We start from the raw sequence: 16,128 nt of genomic DNA on the forward strand, positions 1-16,128 counted from the left end.
AGACTTATTCCGGCTGGATTTCTTCCGCCAGCGCGTTGGCCAGGGCTGCCAGCTGCCCCAGGGTCAGTTGTTCCGCCCGGGCTCCGGGCCCGGCCCCGGCCCCTTCCAGGGCGCGCTCCACCAGGGGCTTTTCCACCCCCAGGGCCCCAGAGATGGAATTGGCCGCGGTTTTTCTTCGTTGGGCAAAGGCCCCCCGGGCTATTTGGAAGAACAGCTTTTCGTTCTTCACCGCCACAGCCGGGGTCTCCAGCATGTCAAAGCGGATCACTGCGGAGTCCACCTTTGGCGGGGGCAAAAAGCTGCCCCTGCCTACTCCAAACAGCACCCGGGGGCGGCTGCGGTAGCGCACCCCCACGCTGACAGCCCCGCAGGCCCGCACCCCCGGCGGGGCGCAAAGCCGCTGGGCGGCCTCTTTCTGTACCATCACGGTGATGGAAGAAAGGGGCAAGCCCCCTTCCAGCAGGCGCATAATCAGGGGCGAGGTGATGTAATAGGGCAGGTTTGCGCACACGCACACCTTCTGTCCGCCAAATTTTTCTTCCAGCAGGCGCTTTAGGTCCAGCTCCATGGCGTCTCCCTGGACCAGCTCCACATTGGGGCAGTCCCTTAAAGTCTCGCCCAAAATAGGGAAAAGCCGCCGGTCCAGCTCCACGGCCACCACCTTCTGGGCTGTCTGGGCCAGCTCCCAGGTGAGCACCCCTACCCCGGGGCCAATTTCCAGTACGCCGCAGCCAGGGTCTACCCCCTCCCGGGCCATGCGGGGGCACACGCTGGGATTGATGAGAAAATTCTGCCCCAGCCCTTTGGAGAGCCGCATACCGTGGCGCTGTAGCAGCTCCCGCACCTGCCGGGGGTTCGAGAGACCGCTCATGGTTTCACCTCCTGGGTGCTGTACAGCACCCGCAAACCGTCGTCGTAGACCCGGGGGAACAGCTGGTCCAGCCCCGCCTGGTCTACGGTAAAGCTGTTTCGCTCAAAGTCGCTGACCAGTATGTAGTCTACCCCATATTCTTCAAAAAGCGCCTGGCTTCCCTGGGGGTCCTGGTACATTTCCCGGGCTGCCTGGGCGCTGGGGGCATAGTTTAGCCCGTGGTAAAACAGGTACGAGGAGGACCCGCACACAATGTTCCGGCCGGTGAGGGACACCACCTCGTTGTTGTGCCGCTGGTCGGTGAGCACCACGGCGTCTGGGGGCAGCTCCGCCTCGATATACTGGCACAGGGCCAGGGCCCCTTCCCCAAAGAGCTCGTAGGTAGCCACCCACTCCCGGGCCATGGTCAGCAGGGCGGGCAGGGACATGACCCCCACCAGCCCGGCGCACAGCCACTGGGCCAGCCGGAGCTTGGGGTTTGGCTTGGGCTTGGGAAGGGCTTCTTTTTTGGGGCGAGTTTTTCCCCGCTTCCTCCCGGCAGGGCAGGCGGGGGCGGGGGCCTGCGCCGGGGGCTCTTCTTTGGGCAGCAGCCCCGCCAGCCGCAAAAGGGCGCACAGGCCGTCCGCCGCCGCGCAGCACAGGAACAAAAAGCCCACGTACAGCAGTTTGTTATTGTCATAGTCGTTGGGCTGGAACTCCACGAACTCGGCCACAAACCAGATGGCAAGAGCCGGGCAGTACCGCCAGAAAGTCTCTTTGTTGGCCGCCAGCAGCCCCACCAGGGCCAGCACAGCCGCAAGGCCCAGATTTTTCAGGTAGAACCACAGGTACTGGTCCTCGCCCACCACCCAGCCGAAGTGGCCCCGCAGCATACTGCCGCCGCTGACCTGCTGGAAGGTCCAGGTGAACAGCTGGGGCAGGGCCAGCACACAGGTGACGCCCAGCAGCACCCCCCAGGACCCCAGCAGCGCCCGGCCCCGGCCCCCACGGCAGCAGAGGACCGCCAGGCCCACCAGGCACAGGCCCCACAGGCCCACCGCCCCGCAGAGGAAGGCCAGCAGGCCGTTTTGGCCGTTCCGCACCCGGGGAATGGCTTGCAGCAGGCTCATAGCCACCAGACCCAGGGGCACCAGCAACTTGCCCAGCCGGGCCGCCCGGTCCCCCAGGCCCAGCTCCTGGCAGAGGGCCCCGGTCAGCCAGGCCCCGCACACCAGGGCCAGGGCCAGAAAAGAGTGGGTGTGGATCATGGGCAGGGCCCCGGCCAGCACCCCCACAGCCAGGTAATATTCTCGCTGTCCCTCAAACACGGCCCGGTACAGCAGGTACAGGGCCGTAAACAGCACCGCCCAGCCAAACAGTGTGGCCCGCTGGGGCAGCAGCATGTCCACCACCACGTTGACCCAGCGGATGTTTTCCTCCACCAGGTTGGTGGGGGTCTGGTAAAAGCTGTGCAGAATGCGGTTCAGCCCGCCTTCTTGGAAAAAGTAGATAAGCCCCAGCCCACCGTTAAAGAAGAACAGCGTCCAGGCCACAGCACAGCGCCGCTGGCGGCCCAGCAGAGCCCGCAGCAGGGCCCAGGCCCCAAAGAACACCTGGGCCCCGGCCACCCACATGGGCAGGCAGTAGGCCAGGCGCAGGGGCGCACCCAGCAGGTATAGGCTGGAGGAAATGCTGTCTGAGAGAAAGGGGTACGAAAGCCGGGCCCTGGGCAGCAGGGAGTAGTGGGGCGGAAAGGTCCCCTGGCGGGCCAGGCTGGTGATAAAGCTTAGATGCATGGACATGTCCCCAAAGGTGGCCTGGCTGCTGTACACCTGGCCCTCTCGCCAAGAGAAAGAGCGCCACACCAGTAGGCAGAAAAAAACCCACAGGGCCGCGGCCAGCCACAAGAGCCTTTGCCGGGCCAGGGACTTATAGATATTTTTTATGCCGGCCAGCTCCCCGCTGCCCCGCCGCCGGCACAGGGCCAGGGCGCCCGCCCCGCAGGCCAGGGCCAGCAATACCGCCGCGGCCTGGGCCCGCAGGTCGAAGCCAAAAAGAAAGGCTGCCAGGGCCGGGAACCACTGCATCTCCACACTGCCCAGCACGCTGCCCGCCAGCAGCCGGACCCCGGCGCTCTCTCTGGGCAGCAGGGCCGCTGCCACCAGAACGCCGCTGGCCTGGAACAAGCAGAGGGTGAGCACCGCCGCCGCTCCGCCTAAAAATGTACCGTACATGTTACCACCTCAAAACCTGTAAATCTCTGGGAAAAATTCTTTGATCCGCTTGGAAGAAGCCGGTGCGAAGGGCTTCTCCTTTTATTCGCCAGAATACATCATACCATAAAAAGAAGAAAAGGGAAAGGGGGAAGCGTAAAGGGGCTGAGAAGAGTTTATGGCGCTAGAGTGGTCTCCGGCGGGTTCCTCCTGGCCGGACCGGCAGGCGGGCCCGCGCTGTAAGAATGAATGAAAAAATTTTTTTCTATGCGGGGGCGGCTTTCGGGGCCAGGGGGATTCAGCGCACACAGCCCGCACGCAAAAAACCGGCGTGGTTTTTTGCCACGCCGGTCTCTACTGTCTCTATGCACTTTTTTTGGCTTACCCGCTGGAGCTGTCCCAGCTCTTGCCGGGCCGCCGGGGCCGCGCAGGCGCCCAGTAAAACAAGGGCGGCGGTCAGGCTGCCGGCCAGCAGCGCACGTATTGGCAAAAAGCCCTTTTTCCACTTTTTCATGTGCCAAACGCTCCTTCCAGAGCCCGCGCCCGGGGGCTGCTTAAAACAGGCTCTGGGGGTTAGTCTGGCCCCTATTCAGGAATATATTCCCGTACAAAAAAGTCCGCGCCCACACTTTCCGCCACCTGGCGGCAGGCTTCCCGCTGTGCCTTTGGCATGGTGCCCACCACGGTCATGCGCACATGGGGAACGTTCAGCACCGCCGTGGCCGTAAACCGCAGAATTGCCGGCAGGGCTTTCAGCCCAAAACGGCTGTGGCAGACCTTGTCATAGTCCTCGGGGGTGCTGGCGTTTAGACTGATGGATACCGCGTCCACCCGGCCGTCTAGATCCAAAGCCGCGTTGCGGCCTGTAATCAGGTTGGCCAGGCCGTTGGTATTGATGCGGATAAAGTGGGAGCCATCCCCCCGTATCTGGTCGCAAAGCCACATCATGTCATCCCAGCGGCAGGCAGGCTCGCCATAGCCGCAAAAGACAATCTCTGGGTAGCGGTGCAGGTCTCGGCGCTGCAATAGGGCCCAAATTTCCTCTTTGGCGGGTTCGCCGCCCTTATACCACAGGTTGTTGGCATATAGGCTGCCCGGGCTGTGCTGCCGCAGGCAGAAGTCACAGCGGTTTGGGCACTGGTTGGTCATATTGATGTACAGGTTTCCCCCGTGCTCGTATGTAACGCTGGCGCCATACAGCAGGGGCTGGTCGTTCTTACTGGTTTCCATAACAAAATTAACTCCTGTAAATTTTCAGCAAAGGGCTGTTGGTGCGGCGCCGCTTTATGCCCGCCGCGGGCTTTAATAAATGGGCGGCACAAGGGGCGGGGGCTGGGGGCCCGGAGGAATGATGCGAAACAGCCGCCGGATATTGGCGTTGGAGGCCTCGATGACCTGGCGGGTGGTAAGGCCCCGGAGCTGGGCAATTTTTTCCGCGATAAAGGGAATATTGCCAGAGTTGTTGCGGGTTCCCCTGCGGGGCTCGGGAGACATGTAGGGGGCGTCGGTCTCCAGCAGCAGCCGGTCCAGGGGGACCTCCCGGGCTACATCCAGCACCCGGCGGGCGTTTTTAAAGGTCACCGCCCCGCCAATGCCAATGTGCAGCCCCAGGTCCAGCACCTCCCGGGCCATTTCCACGCTGCCGGAAAAGCAGTGCACCACCCCCTGGGGCCGGTATTGTTTTAGCAGTTCCAGCACGTCGGCATGGGCGTCCCGGTCGTGGACGCATACCGGCAGGTTCAGTTCATTGGCCAGGGCCAGCTGGGCGGCGAATACCTGCCGCTGGCGCTCTCGGGGGGCGCTGTCCTCCCAGTGGTAGTCCAGGCCAATCTCCCCCACGGCCACAACCTTTGGGTCCAAAAGCCAGGTTTTTAGGCAGTCCAGCCAATTTTCCGGCAGGGTGCCGTCAATCTCTGTGGGGTGAATGCCCACCGCCCCATAAATATAGGGGTTGCACCAGGCCAGCCCCAGGGTAGAGGCGCAGGTGCGAAAGCGCGTGCCCATGTTGATGACGCAGCGTACGCCGCTTAGGGGCAGGTCTTTCTCCAGCATCCAGGCCCGGTCTTGGTCAAAGGCGGAGTCATCGTAGTGAGCATGAGAGTCGTAAATTTCGTAATACTGTGTAACAGGCAAAGAAACGCCTCCTTATTCAGCCCTGGGGCTTTATCGCACCTTAGAGCCCGCCGGAATATCGTCCACAAAGATAACCCTTACATCCTTTTCTCCAACGTCCGCAGCCAAAATCATTCCCTGGCTCTCGACGCCGCACAGGATGGCGGGCTTTAAGTTGGAAACAAGGATCACATGGCGCCCGGTCAGCTCTTCCGGCTTGTACCAGGGGGCAATGCCAGAGGCCACGGTGCGCACCACGCCGGTGCCGTCGTCCAGGGTCAGCTTCAAAAGCTTTTTGGCCCGCTTTACGGGCTCGCACTCCAGAATTTTCGCGGCGCGCAGGTCCACGGCGGCAAAATCTTCTATGCCAATTTTGGCAATGCCCTGCATCTGCCGGTTTAGGGCGGCCCGGTCCTCCATGGGGGCCTTTTCAGGGGCCGTTTTTTCCTGGGCGTGCTTTTTTTCTAAAAATTCCTGGATGTCTTTTAAGTCAAGGCGCTCGAACAGGATGTGGGGCGACCCGGTGACCTGTCCGCCGCTTTCCGGGAAATTGCCGGTTTTGTCCAGCCGGTTCCAGGGCAGGGGCACAGTGCCCAGCTGCAAGAGAATAGAGGCGCTGGTCTCTGGCAGGAAGGGGAACAGCAAGGAGGCCCCAGTGGCAATAGAATCCACCAGGCGGTACAGCACGGTGCTTAGACGGCCTTTCTTAAAGGGGTCTTTGCCCAGCACCCAGGGGGCGGTTTCGTCAATATATTTATTGCAGCGCTTAAAGAGGTTCATCACCTCGGCCAGGGCGTCCGCTATGTGCAGCTGGTCCATTTTGGCGGCCACCTTGTCCCGGCAGGCGGCGGTAAAGTCCTGTAGGGCCTGGTCCTCTGGGGCGGTGATGCCGAAGTTTTCCACCTTGCCGTCAAAGTAGCGGTTTACCATGGAGATGGTCCGGTTCACCAGATTGCCCAGCACGTTGGCCAGGTCGCCGTTGGTGCGCTCGTTGATCAGCTCCCAGGTAATGTTTCCGTCGTTTTCAAAGGGCAGCTCCCGCAGGATAAAGTACCGCACCGCGTCCACGTCAAACACGTCCACCAGGTCGTCGGCATACATCACGTTGCCCGCGGACTTGCTCATTTTGCCGCCGTCCATCATCAGCCAGGGGTGGCCAAACACCTGCTTTGGCAGGGGCAGGCCTAGGGCCATGAGGAAGATAGGCCAGTAGATGGTGTGGAAGCGGGTGATGTCCTTGCCAATCACGTGCAGGGCGGCGGGCCAGTACTCTTTAAATAAGGGGCCGCTCTCTTCCCCGCAGTGGTAGCCAATGCCAGTGATGTAGTTGGTCAGGGCGTCCAGCCACACATAGACCACATGCTGGGGGTCAAAGTCCACCCGCACCCCCCATTTGATAGAGGTTCTGGATACGCACAGGTCCTGCAGGCCGGGCAGCAGGAAATTGTTCATCATCTCGTTGCGGCGGGAGACCGGCTGAATAAACTCTGGGTGGCTGTTGATATGGTCAATCAGCCGCTGGGCGTATTTGCTCATCTTAAAGAAGTACGCCTCTTCCTTTTCCGGTCGCACTTCCCGGCCGCAGTCCGGACATTTTCCGTCTTTCAGCTGGCTTTCGGTAAGGAAAGACTCGCATTCGTCGCAGTATAGGCCTTCGTAAGCGCCTTTATAAATATCTCCCTGGTCGTAGAGCTTTTTAAAAATGCGCTGAACCTCTTTTTCGTGGTAGTCGTCCGTGGTGCGGATAAAGTGGTCATAGGAGAGGTTCATCAGGTCAAACTGCTCCTTTACCTGGGCGGCGGTTTTGTCTACAAACTCCTTTGGGCTAATGCCCGCGGCCCGGGCTTTCTGCTCGTTCTTTTTGCCGTGCTCGTCGGTGCCGGTCTGAAAGTACACGTCATAGCCCTGCATGCGCTTAAAACGGGCAATGCAGTCTGCCAGCACCGGGTCGGACACATTGCCAATATGGGGCTTACCGGAGGTATAGGCAATGGCCGTGGTAATATAAAATTTTCCTTTATTTTCCATAATGTCCTCCAAAACAATATTTTCTCTATCCAGGGGCCTGGTTTAGAATCTGGTTTCAAACGAGCCCAACGCCCGCCGCATTCGCTGGGAAAACGCGTTTCTCATTATAATGGCCCAAAAGGTGAACAAATAAACCGACCTCCCCCATTCTGTCCCGGCCTACCGCCGGGAAATCTGTAAACGCTACCGAAACAGCAGCACGGAAAAAACAGTGGCCAGCATCAAAAGAGCCAAAAGCCCCGCCACCACCCGAATGAATAGCTTTCTGCGGCGTTCATTCATCAAAGCCAGCCTCCCCCATATATAATCTTAGATATTATACCATATGTTTCCTGGAATGTAAACCCGAAACTCGTCGCAAGAAAGCCCATACCGTGTATTTATTGTCGAAGTGCATGGGGCGCTTCCCTGGCTTTAAGAGCCTGTTTAGCATCTGTTCGCACATGGCCAGTCGGCGTGTTTTCCGCCATAGCGCCCAGCTTTCCCCTGCCGAATCCCAAGACCATGAATGGTCTAATTGGCGGCGCTCCATTTGGGCGCTCTGGTGAAAAATCTGACGTGGCAGTCGATGTACGCCCGAAACAGGCTCAAAAAAAGCAGCGCCGGCAGCCTGGGGCCGCTGGCGCTTGTATATCCATCAAAGAGGCGCGCTTCTTTTTACAGGCGCTTTCCTTGTATCATGTACCGGGGGTAAACCAAACGGTAGTCTTTCAGGAACAAGTCCCAATCACCGCGCACGTATTGCAGCTCTGGGTCGCACATCAGCGTTTTTCCGTCCTGTTCCACCTGGCACCATCCGTGGGGAACGTATCCATTGCCCGTATTAACGTCTCCGGACATGCCCTTTGCCTGAAAGCCCATCTTCCGGGCCATCATGGTCTCCAGGCCCGCGAAGCGGTAGCAGTTGCCCTTGCCGTTTTTCAGCATTTCCAGGGCCATCTGGGGTTCCCAGCCGGTTTGGCCGTCCTTCAGGTAGCTGCCGGCCCGGTAGGTGTAGTTATTGCACAGGTTTAGGTGCAGGCGCTTAAAGTTGGCCAGGTTGCTGTCGCCTGCCACGGTTTTTTCCTTTACCAGCTGGGTCAGCCGCTGGTCCAGCTCCGCGTTGCCGGTGGTGTACATGCCTTTTTCGTTAAAGCGGAGTACGCCAATGGTCTGGTTCCGGGCCCACTGGCCGTCCTCTCCCATGCAGTACAGCTCGCCGTCTATCAAATGGTACCCGGGCTTGTGGGCGGCCTCCGGCACGGTGTAGTAGTCCCAGTTTTCCAGCAGCCGGGGGCCTTCCGCAGTCTCTTGGGTAAACACGTCCGGCGTGTGGGGCAGCGAGGCCTCCATTACGTCGTAGTAGGCCCAGTGGTTAAAGGGCAGGTCCAGGTAAAGAAAGACTTTTCCGTCATAGTCCAGCAGGTCCTGGTCTGCCCGGCGGCCCAGGGCGCGGTTCACCAGGGCCACGGCTTCGGCCCGGCTAATGGTGTTGTCCGGCCGGAAGCTGCCGTCTGCGTAACCGGTCAGCCAGCCCATGGCAGAGGCCTTTGTAATGGCCTCATAGGCGGGGTGGTCCTGGGGTACGTCGGTAAAGGTGAGGCCTGGGCCCTCGGGCTTTTCAAAAAAGCGGCACAGCACCTGCACCAGCTCGCCCCGGGTGACATGTTTGGCGGGTTTAAAGGAGCCGTCCGCAAAGCCCTCCACCGCGCCCATCTTAGCCAGGGGCATGACGTATTTATAGTACCAGGCCTTGGGGGACACATCCGTAAAGGACAGGTCCGTACCGTCCTCTGGAGGCGGGGCCTCTAAAAGAGAGTACACCAGGCTGCAAATTTCCGCCCGGGTTAAGGTTCCGCCGGGACGGAACATGTCATTGCTGCCCCGGATATAGGCCGGGTGCGCGGTTGTCTCTAGGCCGGGGGAAAGGGGCTCTTGCTCTGGGGCGGGGGTGGGGCTGGGCTCCGGGTCGGCGGGCAGGTCAAAGGCCGGGTCCACGTCAGCATCCGCCATGGCGTCCATATCCAGTCCGGCGTCCGCTTCTTCCGGCCCGGCGGTGGGCTCCGCCTCCCAGGCCTCTACAGGAGCGTCTGGCTCTGGCGCGGCCAGGGCTGTGGCCGGCAGCAGGGAAAAAGCCAGCAGGACCACGGCGGATAAGATGGTTTTTTTCAATTTTATTGCGCCTCCTCAAGGAAAAATTAAGTCCTTATCAATCAAACATTATAGCATATCGAGTAAAGGAGCGCAAGGCCCAGACACCTGGTATGGAGCGGCCAAAACCTGAGCGCCCAGTGGGGGAAACCACAGCGGGCTGGTCAAAAGGGGAGGGGGCGCTCTCTAAGCTAGAAAGCGCCCCCTCTGTGCTGGAGCCTGTTTGGACACTCTGAAAAACGGTCTGTCTTTACCAGAAACGGATTCCTTCTTGCGCTCGTTTCTCTAAACCCCTGGTTTCTGGCCAAAGGTCCAGGGGTTTCTCCAGGTTTCAAACAGGCTTTAAGGTGGACCGGGGCCTAGTATGTAGGCCCCAGCCCAAAGCTGATAGAAAGCGCCTGATTTACCCGGTCCATAGAATCCGGGTCCAGCTTGCCCATTTTTTCCCGCAGCCGGTGCTTATCCAAGGTCCGCACCTGCTCTAAAAGCACCACCGAGTCTTTGATCAGCCCGCTGCCCTGGGCGTCCACCTCAATGTGGGTGGGCAGGTTTGCCTTGTCGTGCTGGCTGGTAATGGCCGCGGCGATTACCGTGGGGCTGAACTTGTTGCCCACGTCATTTTGTATAATCAGCACGGGCCGCACCCCGCCCTGCTCGGACCCCACCACGGGGCTAAGATCAGCATAATAAATATCTCCTCTGCGCACGTTCATGGAAAATCCTTCCTCCCTATGCCACTGGTTTTTGTGATACCTTTATTTTGTCCGCAAACTGGAAGTTTAATCATCCCAAAGGAAAAACTTCCACAGAGAAATCACTGAGTTAAGGAAATACGGGGCAATGCCGCGCGGCCAGGGGTTTCGGCAGATGGCGCCGGTTGAGCGGGGATTGACCAGCGAAAGCCGCGCTATCTGCCGAAAAAGACGTTCCTTAAGGACTTAGCCGGGAATTTTGCGGCGCTGCCTTAAAGCCGGGCGGCACTGCCGCTTGTTAACTATTGTACTCATAAGGACAAGATTTGGTGAATAGGGACAAGCCCCAGCGGGGCCTTTTGCTTGACAAGGCGGGCGGCTTATGCTACAATAAAGAAAAAACCAGCGCCCGCCCGGGCGTCTGAAACGGGAGGGATATACCCATGGAAATGATCAAGACCCTAAAGACCCGCAACCTGTGCGAGAGCGCCAAAAACGGTGGCTGCGGCGAATGCCAGACCTCTTGCCAGTCCGCCTGCAAGACCAGCTGCGGCATTGCTAACCAGCAGTGTGAAAACAAAGAGCGCAAATAAAAGGCCGTTTGTCTGGGTGCCGCCGGGATGGGCGGCACTTTTTCGTTACCGGCCGAGGAAAAGGGGGTTTTCCTTTTTTTCCCGCACCCACATTACTCTTGGAAAGGACTCTCTCCTATGGTACATCAATACAAACTGGGCGGCTACAACATTGTCCTGGATACCTGCTCCGGCGCCATCCATGTGGTGGACCCCGCCGCCTATGACATCATCGCGTTCTATAAGGAAAAACCCCGGGAGGAGCTGATCTCCCTGGTTCTGGAAAAGCACCGGGACCGCATTACCCGCGACCAGGCGGAGGCCTGCCTGGACGCCGTGGCCCAGCTGGAGCGGAACGGCCAGCTCTTTACCCCGGATACCTTCGAGCCCATGGCCGGGGACTTTAAGGCCCACAGCGGCAGCGTGGTGAAGGCCCTGTGCCTGCATGTGGCCCACACCTGCAACCTAAACTGCGCCTATTGCTTCGCCTCTCAGGGCAAGTTCCACGGGGAGCGGGCCCTGATGTCCTTTGAGGTGGGCCGCCGGGCCCTGGACTTCCTCATTGAGAACTCCGGGTCCCGCCGGAACCTGGAGGTGGATTTCTTCGGCGGCGAACCCCTGATGAACTGGGATGTGGTAAAGGACCTGGTGCGGTATGCCCGGAGGGTGGAGAAGGACGCGGGCAAGAACTTCCGCTTTACCCTGACCACCAACGGGATGCTCGTGGACGACGAGGTCATTGACTTTGCCAACCGGGAGATGTCCAACGTGGTGCTTAGCCTGGACGGCCGCAAAGAGGTCCACGACCGCTTTCGGGTGGACTACGCGGGCCGGGGCAGCTATGACCAGATTGTGCCCAAGTTCCAGCGCTTGGTGGCGGCCCGGGGGGACAAGAGCTACTATATGCGGGGCACCTTTACCCACTGGAACCCGGACTTTCTCCAGGACATTGAGGCCATGCTGGACCTGGGCTTTGACCAGCTAAGCATGGAGCCCGTGGTCTGCGCCCCGGACGACCCCGCCGCCCTGACCGAAGGGGACAAGGCCGTGGTGATGGAGCAGTACGAGAAGCTGGCCGAAAAGATGCTGCGCCGCCGCAAGGAGGGCAGGCCCTTTACCTTCTACCACTATATGATCGACCTGGAGGGTGGGCCCTGTGTGTATAAGCGTATCTCTGGCTGCGGCTCCGGCACCGAGTACATGGCCGTTACCCCCTGGGGAGACCTGTACCCCTGCCATCAGTTTGTGGGGGACGAGAAGTTTCGGCTGGGCAGCGTGTACGAAGGGGTCACCAACCCCGCCATACAGGAGGAGTTCCGCCGCTGCAACGTGTACGCCCGCCCCGACTGCCGGGACTGCTGGGCCAAGCTGTACTGCTCCGGGGGCTGCGCGGCCAACGCCTACCACGCTACAGGGGCCATCAGCGGGGTGTATTCCTATGGCTGCGACCTGTTCAAAAAGCGGATGGAGTGCGCCATTATGCTGAAAGCCGCCGAGGCGGAACTGGCGGAGGAAGAGGCAAAGGGATGAACACCCCTATCTGCGACTTTGTAGAGGCCTACGCCCAGTCTGGGGCGGTCCGGCTGCACATGCCTGGACACAAGGGCAGGACTTATAGCCCAGCCCTTGATGGGGGAGTCCAGGCCCTGGACTTGACCGAGATTGCCGGCGCGGACGACCTGTACCACCCCCAGGGCATCATCCGGGAGAGCGAAGAAAACGCCGCCGCCCTGTTTGGCGCGGGGGCTACGCTCTATTCCACCGGGGGTTCTTCCCAGTGCGTGCGGGCCATGCTGTACCTGGCCCTTTTGGCTTTTTATGAGCGCCGCCCCGGGGCCCGCCCGGTGGTGGTGGCTGGGCGCAACGCCCATAAATCCTTTCTCACCGCCGCCGCCCTGCTGGACTTTGACATTCACTGGCTCTGTCCCCAGGCGGAGGCCTACAGCCTTTGCCGCTGCCCGGTGACCCCCGGCCAGGTGGAGCGGGCCCTGCTGGACGAGCCGGACGCCGCGGCCCTGTACGTCACCAGCCCAGACTATCTGGGCCATTGTGTGGACCTGGCCCCTCTGGGTCGGCTGGCCCGGGAAAAGGGCGTGCCCCTGCTGGTGGACAACGCCCACGGGGCCTATCTACGTTTTCTGCCCCAGCCCCGCCACCCCCTGGACCAAGGGGCGGTTCTGTGCTGCGACAGCGCCCACAAGACCCTGCCAGTGCTTACCGGCGGGGCCTACCTGCACATTGCCCGGGGCGCGCCGGAGCGGTTCTTTAAAAGAGCCCGGGAGGCCATGGGGCTCTTTGGCTCCACGAGCCCCTCGTACCTGATTTTGCGGTCCCTGGACCAGGCCAACCGGGCCCTGGCCGGGGACTACCCCCAGCGGCTGGCGGAGATCATCGAGCGGGCGGCGGCCCTGAAACACCGGCTGGGGCAAAGGGGCTGGCGCTTTACCGGGGACGAGCCCCTAAAGCTGACCCTGGACGCCAAAGATTTTGGCATAACCGGCACGGCCCTGGGGGAGGCCCTTAACCGCCAGGGGGTGGTCCACGAGTACGCGGACCGGGACTTTTTAGTGCTTATGCTCTCTGCCGGGACTTCGGAGGAGGACTTGGCCCGGCTAGAACAGGCCCTGCTTGGCATAGAGCCAAACGCGGCGCTGCCTGGGGCTCTGCCCGCCTTTACCCTGCCGGAACGGGTGCTGCCGGTGCGGCGGACGCTGTTTTTACCCAGCCGCCAGGTATCCGTGGAGGAAGCGGCGGGAAAGGTGGCGGCCACTTTGACGGCGGCCTGCCCCCCGGCGGTGCTGCCGGCCGTGCCCGGCGAACGTATTGGCAAAGACACTGTGGCGGTGTACAAGTATTATGGAATAGAGACGGTGGAGGTTTTGGCCCGGTAGGCGGGGTCTGGCCATCGAAAAAAAAACGGAAGCTCCTGGCATGAACCAGAAGGGCTTCCGTTTTTGATTTTGCCGAGATTTCCCGAGAATCCGCCGGCGCCCACGGCCTTGCCGCAGGCTTTTTTCTACGCTCTCTCATCCGGGACCTTGTGGAACACCTCCATCACAGGCTCCCGCATCCACAGGCCCGGGGTAATACGTACCGAGTAGCCAAAGCCTGGATCGCACGTCCAGTCCTGGGGCTGGGCCTGGGGCAGGCCAAAGGCCGCCAGCACGGAGGTGAGCACCCCGCCGTGGGTAACCAGCACCGCCTGGGTGGTTCCCTGGGTCATCAGGTGCTGCACAAGGGCCTGAAAGCCCTTGCACACCCGCTGAAAGAACACCTGGCCGCTTTCGCCCTCTGGGGGCGCGGCCTTTCCGGCCAGCCACTGGGCAAAGCGGGGGTCATCTTGCAGGCCGGCGGCGGTTTTTCCCTCCCACTGGCCAAAGTCGCACTCGGCCAGCTCCAGCACCACCTCGGGCTCCTGGTCGGGATACAAGACCTTTAGGCTGTCCACACAGGCCAGGGCGGGGCTGGCGAAAAAGGCCTCTGCCTGGGGGTAGTGGAACTCCTTTTTCAGCCGTACCAGCTGGGAGACACACTCCATGGGCAGGGGCGACTGCCCCCGGCCCACATAGCGGCCCTCCAGCACTCCTTGGCTGGGCATGGCCCGCAGCAGATGTATGACATAGGATTTCATTGGGGACCTCCTTTCCGGTCGCGGGACGCTATCTTGCGTTTTGCCGCGTTTGAAAATGGGGACAAACCTTTTGCGCCGGATTCTTTTCTCATACCGGCCCCTGTTTAAGAAGCAGAGGCCAGGTGGGGCCACAGCCCGTATCACCCCAAAGAAGGGTCCTGGTCCTTGCTTTTGCCCGCGCTGGTGATGGCTTTCTTTTTCCAGCCGCCCCGCAGGTAGGCAATGGTGGTCAGCAGCGCGCCCACCACCCAGGAGATCAGCAGGGAGAGGAACAGCGGGTCCGGGGTGCCGGAGCCCATGGCCCCGCCCGCGGGCCGGGTGAGGAACTCCAGGCCGTAGGCCACGGGCACCCGCACCGCCACAGTGGTGATAAGGGAGATCCACATGGGGGTCATGGTGTCGCCCGCGCCCCGCATCACGCCGGAGAGGATTTGGGTAACGGCCATGGCAATGTAGCCCAGGGCCAGGGTGCGCAGCATTCGTACCCCCAGGTCAATGACCTCTGGGGTGTCGGTAAAGAGGATCAGCAGGTAGCGGCCAAACAACAGGATGAGCCCCACCAGCACCACCGAGACCCCCAGGCCCATAATCATACCGGATTTCGCGCCCTTTTCCGTGCGGTCCAGCCGGCCGGCGCCCATGTTCTGGCCCGTGTATGTAGTCATAGCGGTTCCAAAGGTGAAGTTCGGCATCATGGCAAAGCCGTCCACCCGCATCACGGCGGTGTTGGCCGCCAGCACGTAGGTGCCAAAGGAGTTGGTCAGGGACTGGACGATGATCATGGCCAGAGAGAAGATGGCCTGGGTCAGGCCGCTGGGCAGGCCCAGCGTGGCCAGCTTCTTCACAAAGTAGGCTCTGGGCCACAGCCCCCGCCAGGTAAGGGTGAACAGGTCTTTCATCTTTAAAAGCCGCCAAAGGCATAGGAGCCCGGAGATAAGCTGGGCAATAATGGTGGCCCAGGCCACGCCGGCCACCCCCCACTGAAACCCGGCCACAAACCACACGTCCAGGCCGATGTTTAGCCCGCAGGCCACCAGAAGGAACACCAGGGGCATGATGGAATCTCCCAGGCCCCGGAGCACGCCGGAGATGATATTGTAGTAGGCGGAGCCAATGATGCCCGCAAAGAGGATGACCAGGTACTCGCAGGCCATTTTATAGATGTCCTCCGGGGTTTGCAGCAGGCCCATAATGGGCGAGGTAATTAGCGGCCCTACGATCATGATAATGACTGAGGTGACAAAGGTGGCCGTAATGGTGGCGCCAATGGTGTGGGAGAGGTTGTCCCTTTCTTTGGCGCCAAAATACTGCGAGGCCATAACGCTGGCCCCCACCGAAACGCCCATAAACAGCACCAGCAAAAGGTTGAGCACAGGATTGCTGGCCCCAATGGCCGCCAGGGCCCCGTCCCCCACATAGTGGCCCACCACAATCGAGTCTACCGTGCTGTACAGCTGCTGGGCCATGTTGCCAATGAGCAGCGGCGCCGAGAACCGAATAAGGTTTCGGGTAGGGCTGCCTATGGTCATATCTTGTGCTTCAAACAGCGCGGAGAGTTTTCCCGCCATAAATACGATCCCATCCTTCCCATAGATAAATTGCGCCTTGATGGCGCGGCGGTAAACCGCATACTTTCACATAATACATATTCTTTACTATTATAGCATAGTTTCCAGGGAAATGCTTCATGGGGAAATTACCAAAGTTTTGCCGCGTATTCCGTAGGTCTTGTACAAGGAGCGGCTTGGGCGGCTTTGTTTTGCCCGGTGAAGCCGCCGGAGAAGATACTGGCTAAAAGCCAATAAATTCCAGCCGCCTCCGTGATGAAGGGGGCGGCGCCCCAAAAAAATTTCCGCTTTGCGGCTTGTCCCCAGGTCTCGAAGGTGCTACAATAAGCTTA

General features: G+C 60.5%; 13 protein-coding genes. 3 read left to right on the plus strand and 10 right to left on the minus strand.

Annotated elements, in window-relative coordinates; genetic code table 11:
* Positions 1-4: 4 nt before the first annotated feature.
* From rsmA to U8U68_RS00535, 8 genes are all read right to left on the minus strand, one after another.
* On the minus strand, positions 5-871 hold the full coding sequence (rsmA, locus tag U8U68_RS00500; protein WP_322198898.1) for a 16S rRNA (adenine(1518)-N(6)/adenine(1519)-N(6))-dimethyltransferase RsmA: 867 nt from the start codon (positions 869-871) through the stop codon (positions 5-7).
* Positions 868-3,084, minus strand: a complete 2,217-nt coding sequence (locus U8U68_RS00505; protein WP_322198899.1) for a hypothetical protein — start codon at positions 3,082-3,084, stop codon at positions 868-870. Before U8U68_RS00505 ends, rsmA begins: the two co-directional genes overlap by 4 nt.
* A gap of 277 nt (positions 3,085-3,361) precedes the next feature.
* Positions 3,362-3,577, minus strand: coding sequence for a hypothetical protein (locus U8U68_RS00510; protein ID WP_322198900.1), 216 nt, complete (start codon positions 3,575-3,577; stop codon positions 3,362-3,364).
* Positions 3,578-3,648: 71 nt separating this feature from the next.
* Complete coding sequence (locus tag U8U68_RS00515) at positions 3,649-4,293, minus strand: TatD family nuclease-associated radical SAM protein (protein ID WP_322198901.1); 645 nt, start codon at positions 4,291-4,293, stop codon at positions 3,649-3,651.
* Positions 4,294-4,365: 72 nt separating this feature from the next.
* Positions 4,366-5,196 carry a TatD family hydrolase gene (locus tag U8U68_RS00520; protein WP_322198902.1) on the minus strand — a complete coding sequence of 277 codons (831 nt, stop codon included), beginning with the start codon at positions 5,194-5,196 and terminating at the stop codon, positions 4,366-4,368.
* 30 nt (positions 5,197-5,226) lie between these two features.
* Entirely contained in the window at positions 5,227-7,203 is a 1,977-nt protein-coding gene (gene metG, locus U8U68_RS00525) for a methionine--tRNA ligase (RefSeq protein ID WP_322198903.1), read from the minus strand.
* Positions 7,204-7,860: 657 nt separating this feature from the next.
* Positions 7,861-9,354 (minus strand): S-layer homology domain-containing protein, encoded by a 1,494-nt coding sequence (locus U8U68_RS00530; protein ID WP_322198904.1) that lies wholly within the window; start codon positions 9,352-9,354, stop codon positions 7,861-7,863.
* A gap of 338 nt (positions 9,355-9,692) precedes the next feature.
* On the minus strand, positions 9,693-10,046 hold the full coding sequence (locus U8U68_RS00535; protein WP_322198905.1) for a type II toxin-antitoxin system PemK/MazF family toxin: 354 nt from the start codon (positions 10,044-10,046) through the stop codon (positions 9,693-9,695).
* A gap of 422 nt (positions 10,047-10,468) precedes the next feature.
* On the opposite strand from U8U68_RS00535, the gene scfA reads away from it, so the two are divergent.
* The 3 genes from scfA to U8U68_RS00550 all read left to right on the plus strand — a co-directional run bounded on the left by scfA (position 10,469) and on the right by U8U68_RS00550 (position 13,488).
* On the plus strand, positions 10,469-10,618 hold the full coding sequence (gene scfA, locus U8U68_RS00540) for a six-cysteine ranthipeptide SCIFF (protein ID WP_322198906.1): 150 nt from the start codon (positions 10,469-10,471) through the stop codon (positions 10,616-10,618).
* A gap of 117 nt (positions 10,619-10,735) precedes the next feature.
* On the plus strand, positions 10,736-12,127 hold the full coding sequence (gene scfB, locus U8U68_RS00545) for a thioether cross-link-forming SCIFF peptide maturase (RefSeq protein WP_322198907.1): 1,392 nt from the start codon (positions 10,736-10,738) through the stop codon (positions 12,125-12,127).
* Complete coding sequence (locus U8U68_RS00550; RefSeq protein WP_322198908.1) at positions 12,124-13,488, plus strand: Orn/Lys/Arg family decarboxylase; 1,365 nt, start codon at positions 12,124-12,126, stop codon at positions 13,486-13,488. The genes scfB and U8U68_RS00550 overlap by 4 nt, the downstream gene beginning before the upstream one ends.
* Positions 13,489-13,613: 125 nt before the next feature.
* On the opposite strand, the gene U8U68_RS00555 is transcribed toward U8U68_RS00550, so the two are convergent.
* Together U8U68_RS00555 and U8U68_RS00560 are read right to left on the minus strand one after the other, a co-directional pair.
* On the minus strand, positions 13,614-14,228 hold the full coding sequence (locus U8U68_RS00555) for a histidine phosphatase family protein (RefSeq protein WP_322198910.1): 615 nt from the start codon (positions 14,226-14,228) through the stop codon (positions 13,614-13,616).
* Positions 14,229-14,368: 140 nt separating this feature from the next.
* Entirely contained in the window at positions 14,369-15,796 is a 1,428-nt protein-coding gene (locus tag U8U68_RS00560) for an MATE family efflux transporter (RefSeq protein WP_322198911.1), read from the minus strand.
* Positions 15,797-16,128: the final 332 nt, after the last annotated feature.

This window comes from Acutalibacter intestini, from assembly GCF_034334985.1.
GTDB classification, from domain to species: Bacteria; Bacillota; Clostridia; order Oscillospirales; family Acutalibacteraceae; genus Acutalibacter; species Acutalibacter intestini.

Excerpts from the sequence above, each read along its gene's own strand:
- U8U68_RS00510 (WP_322198900.1), bottom strand. The coding sequence starts at position 3,577 with ATGAAAAAGTGGAAAAAGGGCTTTTTGCCAATACGTGCGCTGCTGGCC.
- U8U68_RS00515 (WP_322198901.1), bottom strand. The coding sequence starts at position 4,293 with ATGGAAACCAGTAAGAACGACCAGCCCCTGCTGTATGGCGCCAGCGTT.
- rsmA (WP_322198898.1), bottom strand. The coding sequence starts at position 871 with ATGAGCGGTCTCTCGAACCCCCGGCAGGTGCGGGAGCTGCTACAGCGC.
- metG (WP_322198903.1), bottom strand. The coding sequence starts at position 7,203 with ATGGAAAATAAAGGAAAATTTTATATTACCACGGCCATTGCCTATACC.
- U8U68_RS00555 (WP_322198910.1), bottom strand. The coding sequence starts at position 14,228 with ATGAAATCCTATGTCATACATCTGCTGCGGGCCATGCCCAGCCAAGGA.
- scfB (WP_322198907.1), top strand. The coding sequence starts at position 10,736 with ATGGTACATCAATACAAACTGGGCGGCTACAACATTGTCCTGGATACC.
- U8U68_RS00505 (WP_322198899.1), bottom strand. The coding sequence starts at position 3,084 with ATGTACGGTACATTTTTAGGCGGAGCGGCGGCGGTGCTCACCCTCTGC.
- scfA (WP_322198906.1), top strand. The coding sequence starts at position 10,469 with ATGGAAATGATCAAGACCCTAAAGACCCGCAACCTGTGCGAGAGCGCC.
- U8U68_RS00560 (WP_322198911.1), bottom strand. The coding sequence starts at position 15,796 with ATGGCGGGAAAACTCTCCGCGCTGTTTGAAGCACAAGATATGACCATA.
- U8U68_RS00535 (WP_322198905.1), bottom strand. The coding sequence starts at position 10,046 with ATGAACGTGCGCAGAGGAGATATTTATTATGCTGATCTTAGCCCCGTG.
- U8U68_RS00550 (WP_322198908.1), top strand. The coding sequence starts at position 12,124 with ATGAACACCCCTATCTGCGACTTTGTAGAGGCCTACGCCCAGTCTGGG.